This window comes from Georgenia subflava, from assembly GCF_009193155.1.
Lineage (GTDB): Bacteria > Actinomycetota > Actinomycetes > Actinomycetales > Actinomycetaceae > Georgenia > Georgenia subflava.
Window position 1 is genome coordinate 701,740 of record NZ_VUKD01000001.1, and the last position, 17,827, is coordinate 719,566.

The following is a 17,827-nucleotide window of genomic DNA, read 5'->3' on the forward strand; positions in this document are numbered from 1 at the left end:
GGACACTCTGCCCTGCCCCACCGACCGGGGCGGCACGGCCGGCCGCCCCCGCCGGCGGGTGGGTGCCCGCCGGGCCGCTCAGAGGTGCCGCTCGGGCGGGCCGTCGTACGCGCTGAGCGGGCGGATCAGGGCGTTGTCGGCGAGCTGCTCCATGATGTGCGCCGTCCAGCCGGTGACGCGGGCGGCGACGAACAGGGGCGTGAACGTCGCGGTGTCGAACCCCATGAGGTGGTACGCCGGGCCGGAGGGGTAGTCGAGGTTCGGCAGGATGCTCTTGCGGCTGGTCATCGCCGCCTCGAGGTTGTCGTAGAGCGCGGCGAGGTCGGGCCGGTCGTAGTGCTCGACGAGGGTGTCGAGGGCGGCCTTCATGGTCGGCACCCTCGAGTCGCCGTGCTTGTAGACGCGGTGGCCGAAGCCCATGATCTTGCGCTTGTCCGCGAGCGCCTGCTCGAGCCAGGCCTCGGCCTTCTCGGCGTCGCCGATCTCCTCGAAGACGTGCATGACGGCCTCGTTCGCGCCGCCGTGGAGCGGCCCCTTGAGCGCCCCGATCGCGCCGACCACCGCGGAGTACAGGTCCGCGAGGGTGGAGGTGATGACCCGGGCGGTGAAGGTCGAGGCGTTGAAGGAGTGCTCTGCGTAGAGGATCAGCGAGACGCGGAAGGCGTCGACGACGACGGCGTCGGGGACCTCCCCGAAGGTCATGTGCAGGAAGTTCTCCACGTACCCGAGGTCCTCGCGCGGCGGCACGAGCTCCTGGCCGCGGCGGCGCCGCTGGTCGTAGGCGACGACGGCGGGGATCTGGCTCAGGAGCCGGACGGACTTGTCGAGGTTCGCCTGCGGCGAGGAGTCCTCGGCGGCCGGGTCGGCGGCGCCGATCACGGAGACGGCGGTGCGCAGCACGTCCATCGGGTGCGCCGTCGTCGGGACGAGGTCGACGGCGGCCCGCACGTTGTCCGCGAGCGCCCGCTGCCCCCGGCCGGCCGCCTCCAAGGAGCTCAGCTGCTCGGGTGTGGGCAGCTCACCGTGCCAGAGCAGGTAGGCGACCTCCTCGAAGCTGCACCGCGCGGCGAGCTCCTGCACGGGGTAGCCGCGGTAGAGCAGCGAGTTGCTCTCCGGGTTGACCTTGGAGATGGCTGTGGCGTCGGCGACGACGCCCACCAGCCCCTTGCGGATCTCGGGCTCGGTCTGCGCACCGGTCTTCTCGGCCTGGCTCATGTCTCGCTCCTTCGCGGGACCGGGGAAGATCCCCCTCGTTCGTCACGGGGCGATCCTCCCCAGTATCGGGGGTGGGTGCCTGCTCTGGTGGGTGGTCCGGGCTGGGGCGGCAGCTCCGGCTCGGTCAGCGCTCGAGGGTGAAGTTGAAGATGTCGGTGTCGAAATGGTTGTAGCCGGCGTAGTCGACGAGCTCGTAGAGCCGGGCGCGGTGCTGCATGTTCTCCAGCTCGGAGGTCAGGGAGCCCTCGCGACGGATGGTCTCCAGCCCGCGCTCGGCGGCTCCCATGGCGAGGCGGAGCAGCGAGACGGGGAAGATCACGATCGAGACGCCGACGGCGGCGAGCTGGCTGGTGGTGAACAGCTTGGACTTGCCGAACTCGGTCATGTTGGCCAGGACGGGCACATCGACGGCCCTGGCGATCGCCTCGAACTCGGCGAGGTCGCGCATGGCCTCGGGGAAGATGGCGTCGGCGCCGGCGTCGACGAGCGCCTTCGCCCGGTCGACGGCGGCGTCGAAGCCGTGGACGCCGCGGATGTCGGTGCGGGCCATGATGAGCAGGTTCGGGTCCCGGCGGGCGTCGGCGGCGGCGCGGATGCGCCGGGTCGCGGTGCTCGCGTCGACCACCTGCTTGCCGTCCAGGTGCCCGCAGCGCTTGGGGTTGACCTGGTCCTCGATGTGCAGGCCGGCCACCCCGGCGTCCTCGAGGGTCTGGACGGTCCGGGCCACGTTCATCGGCTCGCCGAAGCCGGTGTCGGCGTCGACGAGCGCGGGCAGGTCGGTCATCCGCGCGATCTGCTGGCTGCGCCCGGCCACCTCGGTCAGCGTGGTCAGGCCGATGTCGGGCAGCCCGAGGTCGGCGGCGATGACGGCGCCGGAGATGTAGACGCCGTCGAACTCCTTGTCCTGGATCAGCCGCGCCGAGAGCGGGTTGAAGGCGCCGGGGAAGAGCAGCGGCTCGTCGCCGGCGAGGCGCTCGCGCAGCCGGGCGCGCTTGTCGGCCGGGCTGGTCGTCGAGTAGAGCATCAGAAGATCCCCTCCGGGGTGGTGACGGTGTCGAGGTAGCCGGCCGGCGCGACGACGGTCAGGCCGCCGAGGTCGTCCGGGCCGAGCTCGGGCAGCCGCTGCGCGACGTCGAGGAACCGGTCGATCTCGTCGGGCGCCAGGACGCCGTCGGCGAGGGTGCGGAACTTGTGCACGTACTGCTCGCGGGCGAAGGGCCGCGCACCGAGCGGGTGGGCGTCGGCGACGGCGATCTCCTCGACGATCCGTCCGCCGTCGGCGAGCGTGACCTCGAGGCGGCCGCCGAAGGCCTTCTCGGCCGGGTCGGTCGAGTGGTACCGGCTGGTCCAGGCCGGGTCCTCCGCCGTCGTGATCTTGCGCCACAGCTCCACGGTGTCCGGCCGTGCCGCCCGCTCGGGGGCGTAGGAGTCCACGTGGTGCCAGGCGCCGTCCTGCAGGGCGACGGCCAGGATGTACGGGATGGAGTGGTCGAGCGTCTCGCGGGAGGCGTCGGGGTCGTACTTCTGCGGGTCGTTGGCGCCGGAGCCGATGACGTGGTGGGTGTGGTGCGAGGTGTGCAGGACGATGCTCTCGACGTTGTCGGCGTCGCGCAGGTAGGGGTGCTCGGTGCCGACCCGGCGGGCGAGGTCGATGAGGGCCTGGGCCTGGTACTCGGCCGAGTGCTCCTTGGTGTAGGTGTCCAGGATCGCGGTCTTGGCCTCGCCGGGCCCGGGCAAGGCGACCTGGTAGGCGGCGTCGGGCCCGTCGAGGAGCCAGGCGATGACGCCGTCCTCCCCCTCGTAGATCGGGGTCGGCGAGGTCTGGCCGCGCATGGCCCGGTCGACCGCCTCGACGGCCACCTTGCCGGCGAAGGCCGGTGCGTAGGCCTTCCAGCTGGAGATCTCGCCCTTGCGGGACTGGCGAGTGGCGGTGGTGGTGTGCAGGGCCTGGCCGATGGCCTGGAAGATCGTCTCGGCGTCGAGACCGAGGAGGGTCCCGATACCGGCGGCGGCGGCCGGTCCGAGGTGGGCGACGTGGTCGATCTTGTGCTTGTGCAGGCTGATCGCCCGCACGAGGTCGACCTGGATCTCGTAGCCGGTGGCGATGCCGCGCACCAGCTGCGCGCCGGTCAGGCCGCGGGCCGCGGCTAGATGCTGGGCGACGGCGACGATCGGCGGGATGTTGTCGCCCGGGTGGGAGTACTCGGCCGCCAGGAAGGTGTCGTGGTAGTCGAGCTCGCGCACGGCCACACCGTTGGCCCAGGCCGCCCACTCCGGGCTGACCCGCGTGCCGGCGTCGACGCCGAAGACTGTGGCGCCCGGGCTGTAGGGGTGACGCAGCGCCTGGGCGCGGGCGGCGGCCGGCGGGGTGCGCACGAGGGAGGCGGTGGCGACGGCGGCGTTGTCGATGACGCGGTTGATGACCATGTCGGTCACCTCGCCGCTCACCTCGACCGGGTCGACGGCGAGCTCGGCGAGCTTCCAGGCGAGCTGTTCCGTGCGGGGCAGGTTGTCGGCGCTGGGGTGGACGCGGACGTCGTGGGTGATCACCGGGCGGCTCCTAGGGGCTGTTGCTGTGCGGGCGTCGACGCCCGCTCGGTCAGGTCGTGCTCGTCGGCCGGCTCGCGGACGTGGTCGTGCTCGTCGGCCGGCTCGCGGATGTGCTCGTGCTCGTGCCCGTCGTCGTGCTCGTGCCCGTCGTCGACGGGCTGGCGCTCGTGGCGGGCCTCGGGCGCACCCTCACGCTCCGGCCCGTCGCCGGCAGGCTGGGAGAGGCTGTGCAGGACGGTGGCGAGGCTCGCGCGCAGGTGGACGGCGGTGGCCTGCGCCGCGAGGGTCTCGTTGCCCTCGGCGATCGCCTCGACGATGAGCAGGTGCTCGTGCGCGGCCCGCACCAGCCGGTCGGGGTTGTCCCGGGAGAGGCGCCGGGCGCGGGCCACGTGGGTACGGAGCGAGGCAAGCGAGCGCCGCAGGTACGGGCTGTCCATCGCCGCGTCGACCGCGGCGTCGAGCCGGGCGACGAGGTCGTAGTAGGCGCGGCGGTCCGGGTCGGAGGCGCTGAGCAGAGCCGGCGCGACGGCGAACTCCTCGCGCAGCGCGGCGAACACCGCGGCGTCGGCGCGGCGCGCGGCGAGCCTGGCGGCCTGGACCTCGAGCGCCTCGCGCAGCTCGAAGAGGTGGCGCACGTCTGCCGCCTGCAGGTCGGAGACCACCAGCGTGCGCCCCTTGCCGACGACGGCGAGGCCGTCGGCGGCCAGTCGCCCCAGCGCCTCCCGCAGCGGCGTGCGGGAGACACCGAGCCGCTCGGCCTGCTCCACCTCGCTGAGCACGGCGCCCGGCCGGAGCCGCCAGGAGACGATCTCCTCCCGCAGCACGCCGTAGACCCGTTCGCTCGCACGCACAGAGCCAACATAGCCCCACTGTCGGAGTTTGTATACAAAACGTCCGACATCCCCGCGTCATTGCCGACCGAAGACGCACTATGCACACAAACTACGTGTGATCCGTGCGCTGCACGGTGTCGGCCCCGATCGTCTCGACGCACCTGGGCTCGCTGGACGGCCCACGCACGCCTGGCTCGTGACCAGCTGTTCCAGTCCAGCACCACGTCGTGACCGGCCTGCAGGACCTACTCGGCCACCGACCACACGAGATCCTTGACGGTCTCGGCGCGCGGCCCGTACTGGAGTCGAACGCGACGTCGGGATAGAGCCGGATCATCCACTCGTCGAGCGTGAGACGCACCGCTCGTCCGTCCTGGCACAGCTCCCGGGCGCGCGTCGTCTTGCCCGAGCCGCCGAGGCCGTACAGAAGGTGGACGCGTCCGACTCTCACGGCTCGACGCCACAACGCTGCGGTCCGACCATCTCCGGAGTATCGGCCGAGGGCTTCGGCAGCCCGGTACCGTGGAGATCGATGCAGGAGCGGGAGAAGCACTGGGAGGAACGCCTGGCGACGCCCGTCCTCGTCGCAGCCCTGGCCTCTGTGCCGGCCGTGTTCCTCACCCTGCTCGACGAGCCGTACCGCTCGGTCGGGACGGTCGCCACGTGGGCCAGCGGGGCCGTGCTCGTCGCCGAGGCGGTGGTGCTCTTCGCCGTCTCCGCCGACAAGCTCGAGTGGCTCACCCGGCGCGCCTGGCTGCTGGGGCTCACCGGCCTGGTGATCGTCGGCGCCCTGCTGGCGCTCGGGCCGGTACAGCTCCTCCGGCTGCTGCGCGTCGTCGGGGCGCTACGGATCGTCCGGGTCGGCCGCATCGTCAAGGCCGCCCGGATCCTGCGCGAGCGTCTCGGCCTGACCGGGCGGTGGACACGGGTGGCGACCGTGTCCGCAGGTGTCCTCGTCGCCGTCTTCGTCGCCGTCGTCCTCGCGGACCCCACCTCGCAGACCCGCACCCTGATCGACGAGGTCGCGGGACGTGGCGGCGGGGTCGCACTGGTCGTCGTCGCCGGCGCCCTCATGGCCGTCGCCACCTTCGTCGTCATGCGCCAACGGCTCTCGTCGCGGGGCCGCGGTGAGACGGCCACGACAGACGGGCCGCGCACCTCCATCAGCTCGACCGAGAACGCCGACTAGCGACGCACTGCCCGAGGACCTGATTCCCTTCCGGCGCGCACCGCTGGAGCGGATGCTGGAGGCAACCTCCGCCCACGGCCCGGCTCCGGGCCACGTCAGAGAGGAAGTCGTACCGATGACGCTCGACGACCGCACGAACGTTCCCACATGGCGACGACCACACCCGACTACCGGCTCCGGCCGCGCACGACGACTCCCGTGGGTCGTGCCGGCGCTACTCGCCGTCGCCCTCGTGCTGGCCGCCTGCGCGGCCGGCCCGAACGCGGCGGCCGGTCCGGACCAGGCCGGGTTCTGGTCCGGCCTGTGGCACGGGCTCATCACCCCCGTCACGTTCATCGTCTCGCTGTTCGACGACGACGTCAGCGTCTACGAGGTCGTCAACAACGGGAACTGGTACGACTTCGGGTTCATGCTCGGCGTCTCCACGATCTTCTCCGGCACCGCCGGTTCCGCGCGTTCCGCGGGCCGCCGACGGTCCTGAGCGTCGCCCGGGCGAATACTCACGGCTGAGGCCGGCCCGGACGCATCGTCCGGGCCGGCCTCTTCAGCAACCGATCAGGCGTCGACCATCTCGCGGGCGGTGACCGCCTCGTCCACGACCGGCTCGGCCGTCGCGGACCGCCCGACGTCGCCGCGCAGGCGCCGCACGAAGGGTGCGCTCCCCACGGCGACGAGGCCGAGGATGCCGCCGAGGACGAACACGTCCTGCGTGCCGGAGACCAGGGCGGCGGGCTCGGCCACACCTCCGGCGGCCGCCGCGGCAGCGCCGATGGTCATGGCCGCGACGAGCAGCGCGGTGCCCGCCGCACCGGCCAGCTGCTGCAGCGTGTTCATGATGGCGCTGCCGTGCGGGTAGAGGTTGCGCGGCAGGGAGCCGAGCGAGACGGTCATGAGCGGGGTCATGATCATCGCCATGCCGATGCAGAACACCAGGTGCATGGCGACGACGAGCCCGAGCGAGGTGTCGGGGCCGACCGTGCTGAGCCACCACTGGCCGGCCGCGAGCAGGATCGCACCGGGGACGACCACCGGGCGCGGGCCGACGGCGTCGTAGACCCTGCCGACGAAGGGCGAGAGGATGCCCTGGATCAGGCCACCGGGGAGCAGCAGCAGGCCGGTGGTCATGATGCCGACGTCGAGACCGGTCTGCAGGTAGATCGGCAGCACCACTACGGTGCCGAGCATCGTGGCCATGGCGATGACGACGACGACGATCGAGACGCGGAAGTTGTGCACCGTGAACGGGCGCAGGTCCAGCAGTGCGTTCCCGGTGCGCTGCAGCCGCACCTGGCGGACCACGAAGAGCACCAGACCGACGACGCCGACGGCCGCCGCCGCGAGCGGGGCGAGGTTGCCGCCCAGCACGGCGCCCAGCGAGGCAAGGGCGTAGACGAGTCCGCCGAAGCCGAGTGCCGCGAGGACGACCGAGAGCGCGTCCATGCGCGCCCTGATCGTCTCGTTGGTCGTGCGGATGAGGACGAGACCGAGGACGAGGGCGAGGAGGCCGATCGGCAGCATGAGGCCGAACATCCAGCGCCAGCCCATGCCGTCGACGACGATGCCGGACACGGTCGGGCCGATGGCGGGGGCCATGGAGATGACCACCGAGTTCAGGCCCATCATCATGCCGCGCTTCTCGACCGGCACCGAGGTCAGCGTCGTCGTCATGAGCAGCGGCAGGATGATCGCGGTGCCGGCGGCCTGAACGACGCGGGCCGCGAGCAGGACCGCGAAGGTCGGGGCGACGACGGCCACCGCCGTGCCGACCACGAAGAGCAGGATCGCCGCCGTGAACAGGGCCCGCGTGGTGAAGCGCTGGATGAGGAAGCCGGTGGTCGGGATGATCACGGCCATCGTGAGCATGAAGCCCGTCGTGAGCCACTGGCCGGCGGTGGCCGTGACCTGGAGGTCGGCCATGATCGGGGGCAGGGCCACACTGAGCGCGGTCTCGTTGAGCATCATGATGAACGCGGAGATCACGAGGACGGCGAGCACCGGCCCGACGCGGGTGGTGACCTTCTCCGACTCGATCGCCGACGGGAGCTCGGTGACGGTGAGCGCCTCTCGTGCCTGAGCGTTTGTCATGGGACCTTCTTCCTAGTTTCGAGAACGCCCGATCATGGCACGGCGTGCCACTTTGGCATAAGGTGACAACACGCGTGCCGATGGTCACACCGCCGATGCGCTAGGAAAGACCCATGACCGACGACGCCCCGCAGGACCTGCGCACCAGGCGTCGCCTGGACACCCAGCACGAGATCCACCAGGCCGCGCTCCAGCTGTTCGAGGAGCAGGGGGTGCGCGAGACGACCGTGCCGCAGATCGCCGACCGGGCCGGCGTCTCCCCGCGGACCTTCTTCCGGTACTTCTCCACCAAGGAGCAGGCAGCCCTGCCCGGCCAGCGCCGGTTGCTGGACGCGATCGAGACGCTCGAGATCTCGGGCGACGACGTCGCCGCCGCGATGCGTGCCGTCGAGGCCGCCATGGAGGCAGTGATCGGCCGCGAGCACGAGGCCGGGCTCGCCGAGCACCGCCGCGTCGCGGCGCTGCTGGCGCGCGAGTCGGACCTCCGGGCGCTCGCCGCCTCGCAGGAACGGACGCTCACCGCACGGCTGCGCGCCCGGCTCGCCGAGCTGCTCACCGACCACGACCCGGTGACCGTGCTGCTCGTCGCCGAGGTCGCCGTCGCCGTGTGGCGCGCGAGCTGGGACCGCTGGGGCGAGCTGACCGTCGCAGGTGAGGTCAACGACCCGACGGAGGTCTATCGCCGCTGCCGCGAGGCTCTGCGGGAGGTCGTCGCCTAAGGCTGGGCGGGTCCCGCCTCGCCCTGGACCACTGTGGCGAGCGGCGCGATGCGCAGGTTCTCCTGGTTGCCGGTGATCGCGTTCCGTGTCAGCCGGATGTCCTCGCCGGCGTCGATCCGGACGCCGCCGTGGTTCCCGGTGACCGTGTTGTCGGCGATGAGGACGCCGCGCGGGCTGCCGGCAGCACGACCGTCGGTGCCGTCGTCGTGGACGAGGCGGATGCCCCAGAAGCTCGTGCCGGTGTTGCCGGTGATGGTGTTGGCGCGCAGCACGGTGCCCGGTGCGTTGGCCAGGATGACGCCGGTGCGCTGCGATCCGGTCCCTCCGGTGATGGTGTTGAACTCGATGTAGGTGTCCGGCGTGCCGAGCTCGACGAGGATGCCGTCCCGGTTGCCCGTCAGGGTGTTGTGGTGGACCCAGTTGCCTGGGCCCGAGGCGTCGTGCAGATGGGTGGTGCCGCCGGCGTTCCCCAGGGCGATACCGGCCCTCGACCCGCCGGTCACGGTGTTGTGCGCGATCTCGTTGAGGTACTCGTCCTGGCCGTGCACGTCGATCGCGTCGAGCAGGCTGCCGGTGATGCGGTTGTCGGCGAGGAGGTTGTTGTGGGTGGCGAACTGCAGCACGATCGCGTGCCGCAGGTGCTCGCCGTCGAAGGTGTTGCCGACGATGACGTTGTGCCGGGAGTCGTTCGGGTCGTCGTACCGCTTCCCCTGCGAGCTGCCCTCGACGGCGATCCCGTAGCCGCGGCCACCGGGGCCGACGCTCGTGGCGTTCGCGATGTGCGAGCGGGTCACGGTGACCTCGCGCGAGGACTTCAGAGAGATGCCGTGCCGGTGGAACCGTTCCACCCGCACCTGGTCGATCAGCACGTTCGACGAGCCGATGCCTGACCTGGTGCCGAGGTAGATGCCGTAGGCGGCGGAGCCGAGCCCGGTGCTCCGGTCCCCGGTGTCCGTGCTCAGCGGGCCGTCGTCGGCCGAGGTGATCGTCAGGCCTCTGATGATGACGTCCTCGACGCCGGCCCCGGCGATCACCTCGACGCCGGCGGTGGTCGGGACGTCGAAGACGAGGCTCGTCCGGCCCGGTCCGTCACCGACGAGGTCGACGCCGGAGGTGAGCTTGAGGACGGCGCTGTCGTCGTCGGGGTCGGTGGTGCGCAGGTCGTAGGAGCCGGCGGGCAGGTAGACCTCGTCGCCGGGCTCCGCGACGTCGATCGCCCGGCGGATGGCGACGGCGTCGTCCACGGTGCCGACGCGCGGGTCGGCACCGTGCTCGAGCACGTTGATGCGGCTGCCCGTGGCGGCGACCGGCGTCGGCACGACGACGGGGTTGCCGCCGCGGTCGACGAGGCCGGGGAGGGACCAGTCGCCCGAGGTCGGCGCTGCCACCGGCTCGGTGGGGAACTCGGGACCGACGGGGTCGAGCGGCTCGTCGCCGACCGGGTCCGCGCCGTCGGGCTCGGGGAAGGGCGCCGGCTCCGGAGCAGGCTCGGGCGCGGGATCCGGTGAGGACTCGGGCGTCGGCTCCGGAGCCGGCTCCGGTGTGGGTTCGGGCGTCGGCTCCGGAGACGGCTTCGGTGTGGGTTCGGGCGTCGGCTCCGGCTCGGGAGACGGCGTCGGCCTCGGCGAGGGGGCAGGCGCCGGTTCGGGCGCCGGGGTCGGACGTGGCGTCGGCGCAGCGGGCGGGGCCGACGAGCCGGTCCTCGACGTCGGGAGCGAGACGGCACCCGCGGCGATCGTCTCGGCGCGCCGCACTCCCAGGGAGTCCTTGCCGTCCCCGTCCCAGTCGCCCAGCAACGTCACGTCGCCGGGTCGGCCGTAGGCGAGGACCTGGTCGGCCGGCCCGCCGGCGATGGAGTCCTTCATGTAGTACATGCGCGACCTGCGCACCGTCAGGGTGTCGTCGGCGTCGCCGTCCCAGTCCCCCACGAGGACCTGGTCGGCGGCCTTGCCGTACGCGATGACGGTGTCCGCGACACCGCCGCTGATGCTGTTCTTGAAGTGGTAGACCTTGCCACGGCGCACGCCGAGGGTGTCCTGGCCGTCCCCGTCCCAGTCGCCGACCAGCACCGTGTCGCCGGGTCGGCCGTAGACGACCACCTGGTCCGCGTTCCCGCCGCTGATGCTGTTCTTGAAGTGATAGACGCTGCCGCGACGAACGGCGAGGGTGTCCTGGCCGTCACCGTCCCAGTCGCCGACGAGGACCGTGTCCGCAGCCTTGCCGTAGAGGAGCGTGGTCACCCGTCCACCACCGAGGACGTTGTCGATCGCGTAGCGGTTCCCGCGACGCGTGGAGAGGGTGTCCCTGCCGTCGCCGTCCCAGTCGCCGACGAGGACGGTGTCGGTCGACCGGCCGTAGTTGAACGCCCAGTTCCCTTTCGGGGTCCACGAGTCGTTGAGGTGGTAGGCCGTGCCGGTCCCTCCGGTGACGCCGGTGGACGCCGAAGCCGGGACCCCCGCGGCGGACGCCGTCAGGACGAGTGCGGCGAGCAGCGTGAGCCACCGTGACATGTGCGACGTCGCGCGGCGGGCTGGTCGCGCGGCTCGTGGTGACGGGGCCATGGGTCTCTCCGGCTAGGCATTCGTGTCCATCGCTGCCCGGGCCCGCGAGGACCGGGCGGGACTGGGCGAACCGACGTGCGGGACGTCCCGGTCGCTCAGGACGTCCACATCAGTCAGATCGGCAAGCACCTGGCGCCGATCATCGGTCGCGCATGCAGGAAAGATCACGCCGGGCGCCGGCTCAGGCTTCGCTGCGGCCCGGTGGCGGAGACCACCCCAGGAGTGAGACGCCACGCCTTCGGCGACGGCCGGTCACTGCGTTCCGGGCGGCCCTCCGGACCATCGCCCGGCAGACAAGGACCGCGCCGGCCCGCCCAGAGAGGGGAGTCGTTGCGCTGTTCCTGTGCGCCCGGAGGGACTCGAACCCCCAACCTTCTGATCCGTAGTCAGATGCTCTATCCATTGAGCTACGGGCGCGTGGCCGCTTGGGCCGGGGTCGATGCTATCGCGCCGCTGCCGCACGATCCAATCGCGCCCGCCGTGAGGGTGGTCACGCGCATCGACTCAGACGAGCTCGGCGACCGGCGTGAGCAGGTACCGGCCGACCATCCCGACGGAGCCGCCGAGCGTGTCCAGGAACTCCTTGCGCAGGTGCGGGATGCCGTCGATCTGCCAGAGCACGCCGGCGTTGACCCACGCGGCGTCCCGCGCGCGGGCGATGCTCCAGTTGCCGACGAGGCTCACCACCGGCGCGAGGCTGCGGTCGACGTCGAGGGCCACGCCCCGCAGGAACGACTGCCGCACCTCCTCGTGCACCTCGGCGAGGATGGCGGAGACCGCGTCGTAGTCCTGCTGGACGCCGGGCCGGTCGAGCGTGAGCCCGAGCTGGCGGCACGTCCGGACGAGCGCGACTGGCAGGTCGTGGTTGATGTGGGCGTTCATCCCGGCCAGGGCGAACTGGATCGGCTCGCAACGGTGGCTGCGCCGCTCGAACACCGGGGCCCACGCACGGGCCACCGAGTCCGGGGCAGCCGTGAGCTGGTCGAGGTAGAGCGTGGCGAAGACGATGTCGAGCCGGGTCATGAACTCCCGGTTCACGAACGCTCCCTCGGCGATCCGGCTCCCCACCAGCTCGGTGACGCGCAGGTACATCCCGTTGAAGGCCGCGACGCCGTCGCCCGGCTCCCCCTCGGCCTGGACCGCGCGCAACCGTTCGACGACGGCCGCGACGGTGGGCGGCTGACCCGGCGGCAGCGGCTCGGGCCGACGACGCCGCAGCTGGGACTCGATCGCGCGCACCACTCGCCTCAACCAGCTCATGGCCGGACGATACGGGCGCCGAGGACTGCGCCGGTCGGGAACGACGAAGCCCGAACCCCAGGCTGAGGGTTCGGGCTGTCCGCGACGTCTTGCGACGTCACACGGCGGAGACGGTGGGATTTGAACCCACGGACGGGTTACCCCGTCACATCCTTAGCAGGGATGCGCACTAGACCAGACTATGCGACGTCTCCCGGTCACCGGACAGCGTAGCGGGAGCACCGGCCGCGACCAAAACCACCGGACCCGCACGCTGACTCCCGCGAGCCGGTCACGCGTCCGGCCCGGACACCTCCGCCCGGTCCGCCACGCGCACCTCCGTGCCGTCGATCCGACGGAGCACGTTCTCGCCCATCTCGATCTCCTCGCCGGCGTCGACCCGGATGCCGTTCGCACTGTCAATGATCGTGTTACCGACGATCCGGACGTCCTCCGGGACGCCGACGCCGCGACCGTCGGCGCCGTCGTCCTCCGTCAGCCGGATGGCCCAGAAGTCCTCGGCATCGGCGTCGGTGATCGTGTTGCCACGAACCACGGTGCCCGGCGCGTTCCGCAGCTCGATGCCCACCTCGGCGCCGTCACCGCCGGTGATGTCGTTGTTCTCGACCAGCGTGTCCGGTGTCCCGAGGATGACGAGGATCCCCTGCCGGTTCCCCTCCAGGACGTTCTCGTGCACCCAGTTGCCGGGGCCGGTGGCGTCGTGCTTGTTGTTCTCGCCGCCCGAGTTCCCCAGCGCGATCCCCGCCCGCTCGCCGTCGCGCACCGTGTTGCCGCGGACCTCGTTCAGGTATTCGCCCTCACCGTGCAGGTCGATCGCGTCGAGGATGCTCCCGTCGATCTCGTTGTCGGCCACCAGGTTGTTGTGGGTGGGGAACTGCAGGAGGATCGCGTGCCGCAGGTGCTCGCCGTCGAAGGTGTTGTCGACGACGACGTTGTGGCGCGAGTCGTCGTCCTCGTCGTAGAGACGCTCGTCCGCCTGCCCCTCGACGGCGATCCCGTAGCCGGAGCCGCCCGCCCCGACGCTCGTGGCGTCCGCGAGCCGACAGCCGGTGATCGTGACCTCCCGGCTGGACTTCAGCGAGATGCCGTGCCGCTGGAATCGCTCGACGTGCACGCCGTCGATCAGCACGCGTGCACTGCCCTGACCGTCCCGGGCACCGAGGTGGATCCCGAACATGGGTCCGCCGCCGGCGTCGTCGTCGTCCGGGTCCTCCCCGAGCGGCCCGTCGTAGGTGGAGGTGATGGTGAGGTCGGCGACGATGACGTCCTCGACCGCCCGGCCGCGCACGACCCGGCTGTCGTCCTCGCCGTCGAACGAGGTGCGGAGGATCGTCTCGTCAGCCCCGGCGCCGCGCAGGTCCACGCCGCTGCGCAGGACGATGTTCGCGTCCTCGTCGTCCTCGTCGGTGGAGCGCAGGTCGTAGGTGCCGGCGGGGAGCACCACCTCGTCGCCCTCCTCGGCCGCGGCGATGGCGTCGCGGATCGCGGCGGCGTCATCGCCGGAGTCCGGCTCCGGGTCGGCGCCGAAGTCCGTGACGTCCAGCGACTCCCCGGTTGCCGGCTCCGGCACCGGCACCTCCACGGGACTGCCCGCGCGGTCGACCAGACCGGGCGCGGACCAGTCACCGGAGCTCGGCGCCGCCGAGGCGGTCGGTGCGGGTGTCGGGCTCTCGGTCGGTGCCGGCGTCGGGCTGTCGCTGCCGTCGTCGGTACAGCCGGCGAGCACCAGGGCAGCGGCGGCGACGCCGACCAGCACCTGCGCCCGCGCCGTCGCACACCTCATGGAAGGCCCCCGTCGTCAGCAGGCACTCCCTCGTGCCCTGCTGCCAGTGAACCGGTCGGTGTGCACGCCTGCACCTCGGGATCGCGCTGGCGGAGGGCAATGGAATCGACCCTTGGTGGGTTGTCGCACAACGGCCTTCACCCGTCCTGCTCCGGCAGGGCGGGGCGCATTCGTCGCTGGGTGCGCCATTTCTGCACCAATCGCCTTGTCCGGCGCCTCAGAGCGCTCGCCGCGCGTGAGCCAGAATCGGCGGGAATTCAATGAAGGTTGGGCGGAGGGCAAGGGATTCGAACCCTTGGTGGGTTGCCCCACAACGGTTTTCAAGACCGTCACATTCGGCCGCTCTGTCAGCCCTCCCTGCCGCGGCGACCGGGGCGCACACTCTGTCCGAAGGGTTCGTACCGGATATCGGTACGAACCCTTCGGGCACGTGCTGCGCCGGTCGGCCGGACCGGCGCCCACCAGTCTAGGCGAGCAGCGGCCGGGCCCGGCGCAGCCTGGGTCGGCCACCTGGTGGCGCAGCCTGGGTCGGCCACCTGGCGACCTCGGTCTCGTGCGCGAGGATGGGCCCATGCGTGTCATCACCGTCACCGACAGCAACGACCTCGTCCTCGACACCGTGCCGGACCCGGAGCCCGCGGAGGGCGAGGTCCTCGTGCGCGTCGCCGCGGCCGGGGTCAACCGGGCCGACCTGCTCCAGCGGGCAGGGCACTACCCGCCGCCACCCGGCGCGAGCGACGTCATCGGCCTGGAGGTCTCCGGCACGGTCGTCGCCCTCGGCGCCGCCGTCACGGGCTGGCAGATCGGCCAGGAGGTCTGCGCGCTCCTGACGGGCGGTGGGTACGCCGAGCTCGTCGCCGTGCCGGCCGGTCAGCTCCTGCCCGTCCCCGCCGGTCTGGACCTGATCGACGCGGCCGCCCTGCCCGAGGCGGTGTGCACGGCCTGGGCGAACCTCGTGGGGACTGGGGGGCTCCGCACGGGCGAGACGGTCCTGATCCAGGGCGGCTCCGGCGGGGTGGGCTCCATCGCCGTCCAGCTCGCCGTCGCCGTCGGCGCCAGGGTGCTGACCACGGCCGGCGGAGCGGAGCGCGCGGCACGCTGCCGCGAGCTGGGGGCCGACGTCGCCATCGACCACCGGTCCGACGACGTCGTCGCCGCCGTCGAGGAGGCCACCAAGGGACGTGGGGTGGACGTCATCCTCGACGTTCTCGGCGCCGGCGGTCTCGAGGACAACGTGCGGATGCTGGCCACCGGTGGCCGCCTCGTCGTCATCGGCACCCAGAAGGGCCGCAAGGGCGAGCTCGACCTCGGCCGCCTGCTGACCAGGCGGGCGAGCGTGCACGCCGCGACCCTGCGGGCGCGCCCGCTCGAGGAGAAGGCCGCCATCGTCGCCGACGTGCTGGAGCGGGCCTGGCCCATGCTCGACGACGGCCGGCTGCGCGCCGTCGTCCACGACCGGCTGCCGCTGGCCGAGGCCGCGCGCGCCCACGAGCTCATGGACTCCGGCGAGGTCTTCGGAAAGCTGCTGCTGGTCCCCTGAGATCGGCCGTACGGCTGTGACCCGATCGGTCGGGACAGGGCTGAGACGACAACGAAGAAGATCACCCACTCCCACGGGTGGGAGAGGGTGATCTTCCCTGTTGTGCGGTCCAGGCCCTGGGTGCAGCCGAGGCCGGCGTCTCGACCTCAGCCCTTGACCGACCCGGCGAGGAGTCCGCGGACGAAGTACTTCTGCAGAGCCATGAACACGATCAGCGGCACGATGATCGAGACGAACGCACCCGAGGTGAGCAGGTGGTAGTCCTGCCCTCGTGAACCGGCCATCTCGGCGAGCCGTGCGGTCAGCGGCTGGATCCGGTTGTTGCCGCCGGAGAACGTCAGCCCGACGAGCAGGTCGTTCCACACCCACAGGAACTGGAAGATCGCGAAGCTCGCGATCGCCGGCACCAGCAGCGGCATCATCACCCGCACGAACACGGTGACGTGGCCCGCGCCGTCGACCCGCGCGGCCTCGATGAGCTCGCGCGGGATCTCCGCCATGAAGTTGTGCAGCAGGAAGATCGCGAGCGGCAGGGCGAACACCGAGTGAGCCACCCAGATCGCCAGGAACGGGAACGCCTCGGCGGCGGCGGTCCCGGAGAACAGCCGGAGCAACGGGATCAGAGCCATCTGCAGCGGGACGATCTGCAGGGCGAAGACGACGACGAACACCGTGTCGCGTCCGCGCCACTGCAGCACCGAGAAGGCGTAGGCAGCCATGACCGCCAGGACGAGCGGGATGGTCGTCGCCGGGATCGTGATGGTCAGGGAGTTGAGGAAGAAGCTGGCGAGGTCGCCCGACGAGGCCCGACCGAACAGCACCTCCCGGTAGTTGTCCAGGGTGAAGTTCGGTTCGGTGAAGAAGGTCCACCAGCCGGAGGTGCGGATCTCCCCCTCCGGCCGCACGGAGGTGACGAGGAGGCCGACCGTCGGCACGGTCCACAGGATCGCGATGACGATGGCGGCCCCGGAGGCGAGGCGGCTGGTGAGCATGGACTTCGCCCGGGTGGCGGCGCCCGGGCGCGTCGACATCGGGTCGGGCAGCGTGTCGGACCTGCCTCGTTCGGTGACGGCCGGGTTGGCCGGTGCGACGCTCATGCCCCACGCACCTCCCTGTTCTTCAGCATCTGCCGGACGTTGTAGATCACGATCGGTATGACGAGCACGAAGATGGCCGTCGCGAGGGCCGAGCCGTAGCCGTTGTTGCCGAACGTGAACGACTGGTCGTACATGGCGTTCGCCAGCACCTGGGTGCCGAACCGGCCGCCGGTCATGGTGCGCGGGATGTCGAAGATCTTCAGCGTGGCGATCGAGATCGTCGAGACGACCACCACGAGGGTCGGGCGGATCGACGGCACCGTGATGCGGGCGAACATCTGCCACGGGTTCACGCCGTCGAGCCGCGCGGCCTCGACGATGTCGGTCGGGATCGCCTTGATCGCCGCGGAGAGGAGCACCATGGCGAAACCGGCCTGGATCCAGATCATGACGAAGATGAGGAAGAACGTGTTCCAGGGTCCGTCCTGGAGGAACCGCACGGGCTCGATCCCGATCGTCGTGAGGACCGCGTTGAGCAGCCCGATCTGGTCCTGCGCGGCGCCGCGGTAGTCGTAGACGAACTTCCAGATGATGCCCGCGCCGACGAAGGAGATCGCCATCGGCATGAACAGCAGCGACTTCGCCACCTTCTCGAAGCGCTTGCCGTCGACGAGGATCGCGTAGAGCAGCCCCACCGTCGTGGAGACCAACGGCACGAGTACGACCCACCAGAACGTGTTGATGAAGGCCTGCAGCGAGTCCTCGTTGGAGAACAGCCACTCGTAGTTCGCCAGCCCCACGAACTCCGTGGAGTTGCGGTTCATGAACGACATGATGATCGTGCGGATCGCCGGGTAGATCAGCCCGACGCCGAGGAGCAGCAGGGCGGGGCCGGCGAAGACCACCAGCGCCCAGAACATCCGCGAGCGTCCCGCGAGCCGGTCCGCCAGCCGGGCGACGAGCAGCAGGCCCGCCACGACCGCGGCGAAGACAATGACGGCCAGCAGCATCTGGCCCATCTTGGAATAGAGGAAGAAATCCATCCGAGCACCCCT

At 71.3% G+C, this 17,827-nt stretch carries 15 protein-coding genes and 3 tRNA genes; 4 read left to right on the forward strand and 14 right to left on the reverse strand.

Features of this window, described 5'->3' with window-relative positions:
• Positions 1 to 78: 78 nt before the first annotated feature.
• The 5 genes from GD748_RS03230 to GD748_RS20230 all read right to left on the reverse strand — a co-directional run bounded on the left by GD748_RS03230 (position 79) and on the right by GD748_RS20230 (position 5,151).
• Positions 79 to 1,215, reverse strand: coding sequence for a bifunctional 2-methylcitrate synthase/citrate synthase (locus GD748_RS03230; RefSeq protein ID WP_152193735.1), 1,137 nt, complete (start codon positions 1,213 to 1,215; stop codon positions 79 to 81).
• 124 nt (positions 1,216 to 1,339) lie between these two features.
• Positions 1,340 to 2,239 carry a methylisocitrate lyase gene (gene prpB / locus GD748_RS03235; RefSeq protein ID WP_152193736.1) on the reverse strand — a complete coding sequence of 300 codons (900 nt, stop codon included), beginning with the start codon at positions 2,237 to 2,239 and terminating at the stop codon, positions 1,340 to 1,342.
• Positions 2,239 to 3,765 carry an MmgE/PrpD family protein gene (locus GD748_RS03240; protein ID WP_152193737.1) on the reverse strand — a complete coding sequence of 509 codons (1,527 nt, stop codon included), beginning with the start codon at positions 3,763 to 3,765 and terminating at the stop codon, positions 2,239 to 2,241. The genes prpB and GD748_RS03240 overlap by 1 nt, the downstream gene beginning before the upstream one ends.
• Positions 3,762 to 4,616, reverse strand: a complete 855-nt coding sequence (locus GD748_RS03245) for a GntR family transcriptional regulator (RefSeq protein ID WP_152193738.1) — start codon at positions 4,614 to 4,616, stop codon at positions 3,762 to 3,764. Before GD748_RS03245 ends, GD748_RS03240 begins: the two co-directional genes overlap by 4 nt.
• A gap of 91 nt (positions 4,617 to 4,707) precedes the next feature.
• Positions 4,708 to 5,151, reverse strand: a complete 444-nt coding sequence (locus GD748_RS20230; protein WP_405002659.1) for an AAA family ATPase — start codon at positions 5,149 to 5,151, stop codon at positions 4,708 to 4,710.
• On the opposite strand from GD748_RS20230, the gene GD748_RS03250 reads away from it, so the two are divergent.
• Both GD748_RS03250 and GD748_RS03255 read left to right on the forward strand, forming a co-directional pair.
• On the forward strand, positions 5,131 to 5,787 hold the full coding sequence (locus GD748_RS03250; RefSeq protein WP_193312791.1) for a hypothetical protein: 657 nt from the start codon (positions 5,131 to 5,133) through the stop codon (positions 5,785 to 5,787). The genes GD748_RS20230 and GD748_RS03250 overlap by 21 nt on opposite strands.
• A 205-nt stretch (positions 5,788 to 5,992) precedes the next feature.
• Positions 5,993 to 6,268, forward strand: a complete 276-nt coding sequence (locus GD748_RS03255; RefSeq protein ID WP_152193739.1) for a hypothetical protein — start codon at positions 5,993 to 5,995, stop codon at positions 6,266 to 6,268.
• Positions 6,269 to 6,342: 74 nt separating this feature from the next.
• On the opposite strand, the gene GD748_RS03260 is transcribed toward GD748_RS03255, so the two are convergent.
• Positions 6,343 to 7,872, reverse strand: a complete 1,530-nt coding sequence (locus GD748_RS03260; RefSeq protein ID WP_152193740.1) for an MDR family MFS transporter — start codon at positions 7,870 to 7,872, stop codon at positions 6,343 to 6,345.
• Between the two features lie 113 nt (positions 7,873 to 7,985).
• Here GD748_RS03260 and GD748_RS19775 point away from each other — a divergent pair, with 113 nt between their 5' ends.
• A complete protein-coding gene (locus GD748_RS19775; protein WP_226920701.1) occupies positions 7,986 to 8,591 on the forward strand; it encodes a TetR family transcriptional regulator in 606 nt (201 codons plus the stop codon).
• Here GD748_RS19775 and GD748_RS03270 read toward each other — a convergent pair.
• From GD748_RS03270 to GD748_RS03295, 6 genes are all read right to left on the reverse strand, one after another.
• Positions 8,588 to 11,101 carry a right-handed parallel beta-helix repeat-containing protein gene (locus GD748_RS03270; protein ID WP_152193741.1) on the reverse strand — a complete coding sequence of 838 codons (2,514 nt, stop codon included), beginning with the start codon at positions 11,099 to 11,101 and terminating at the stop codon, positions 8,588 to 8,590. The two genes, GD748_RS19775 and GD748_RS03270, sit on opposite strands and share 4 nt — an antisense overlap.
• Positions 11,102 to 11,496: 395 nt before the next feature.
• A tRNA-Arg gene (locus GD748_RS03275) sits at positions 11,497 to 11,569 on the reverse strand.
• Between the two features lie 87 nt (positions 11,570 to 11,656).
• The gene (locus GD748_RS03280) at positions 11,657 to 12,412 is read right to left on the reverse strand and encodes a DUF5995 family protein (protein WP_152193742.1); all 756 of its coding nucleotides are present in this window, start codon (positions 12,410 to 12,412) and stop codon (positions 11,657 to 11,659) included.
• Between the two features lie 105 nt (positions 12,413 to 12,517).
• A tRNA-Ser gene (locus GD748_RS03285) sits at positions 12,518 to 12,606 on the reverse strand.
• Positions 12,607 to 12,683: 77 nt separating this feature from the next.
• The gene (locus GD748_RS03290; protein WP_152193743.1) at positions 12,684 to 14,195 is read right to left on the reverse strand and encodes a right-handed parallel beta-helix repeat-containing protein; all 1,512 of its coding nucleotides are present in this window, start codon (positions 14,193 to 14,195) and stop codon (positions 12,684 to 12,686) included.
• Positions 14,196 to 14,467: 272 nt separating this feature from the next.
• Positions 14,468 to 14,552 (reverse strand) — tRNA-Ser (locus GD748_RS03295).
• Positions 14,553 to 14,766: 214 nt separating this feature from the next.
• Here GD748_RS03295 and GD748_RS03300 point away from each other — a divergent pair.
• Positions 14,767 to 15,735 carry an NAD(P)H-quinone oxidoreductase gene (locus tag GD748_RS03300; protein ID WP_152193744.1) on the forward strand — a complete coding sequence of 323 codons (969 nt, stop codon included), beginning with the start codon at positions 14,767 to 14,769 and terminating at the stop codon, positions 15,733 to 15,735.
• A 146-nt stretch (positions 15,736 to 15,881) separates the two neighbouring features.
• On the opposite strand, the gene GD748_RS03305 is transcribed toward GD748_RS03300, so the two are convergent.
• Both GD748_RS03305 and GD748_RS03310 read right to left on the reverse strand, forming a co-directional pair.
• Complete coding sequence (locus GD748_RS03305) at positions 15,882 to 16,832, reverse strand: carbohydrate ABC transporter permease (RefSeq protein WP_152193745.1); 951 nt, start codon at positions 16,830 to 16,832, stop codon at positions 15,882 to 15,884.
• Positions 16,829 to 17,815 (reverse strand): carbohydrate ABC transporter permease, encoded by a 987-nt coding sequence (locus GD748_RS03310; RefSeq protein ID WP_152193746.1) that lies wholly within the window; start codon positions 17,813 to 17,815, stop codon positions 16,829 to 16,831. Before GD748_RS03310 ends, GD748_RS03305 begins: the two co-directional genes overlap by 4 nt.
• Positions 17,816 to 17,827 lie beyond the last annotated feature (12 nt).

What these genes read in the sequence shown, in the direction of transcription:
- GD748_RS03230 (WP_152193735.1), bottom strand. Translation starts at nt 1,215, where the DNA reads ATGAGCCAGGCCGAGAAGACCGGTGCGCAGACCGAGCCCGAGATCCGC.
- prpB (WP_152193736.1), bottom strand. Translation starts at nt 2,239, where the DNA reads ATGCTCTACTCGACGACCAGCCCGGCCGACAAGCGCGCCCGGCTGCGC.
- GD748_RS03250 (WP_193312791.1), top strand. Translation starts at nt 5,131, where the DNA reads ATGCAGGAGCGGGAGAAGCACTGGGAGGAACGCCTGGCGACGCCCGTC.
- GD748_RS03260 (WP_152193740.1), bottom strand. Translation starts at nt 7,872, where the DNA reads ATGACAAACGCTCAGGCACGAGAGGCGCTCACCGTCACCGAGCTCCCG.
- GD748_RS19775 (WP_226920701.1), top strand. Translation starts at nt 7,986, where the DNA reads ATGACCGACGACGCCCCGCAGGACCTGCGCACCAGGCGTCGCCTGGAC.
- GD748_RS03270 (WP_152193741.1), bottom strand. Translation starts at nt 11,101, where the DNA reads ATGTCACGGTGGCTCACGCTGCTCGCCGCACTCGTCCTGACGGCGTCC.
- GD748_RS03280 (WP_152193742.1), bottom strand. Translation starts at nt 12,412, where the DNA reads ATGAGCTGGTTGAGGCGAGTGGTGCGCGCGATCGAGTCCCAGCTGCGG.
- GD748_RS03290 (WP_152193743.1), bottom strand. Translation starts at nt 14,195, where the DNA reads ATGAGGTGTGCGACGGCGCGGGCGCAGGTGCTGGTCGGCGTCGCCGCC.
- GD748_RS03300 (WP_152193744.1), top strand. Translation starts at nt 14,767, where the DNA reads ATGCGTGTCATCACCGTCACCGACAGCAACGACCTCGTCCTCGACACC.
- GD748_RS03305 (WP_152193745.1), bottom strand. Translation starts at nt 16,832, where the DNA reads ATGAGCGTCGCACCGGCCAACCCGGCCGTCACCGAACGAGGCAGGTCC.
- GD748_RS03310 (WP_152193746.1), bottom strand. Translation starts at nt 17,815, where the DNA reads ATGGATTTCTTCCTCTATTCCAAGATGGGCCAGATGCTGCTGGCCGTC.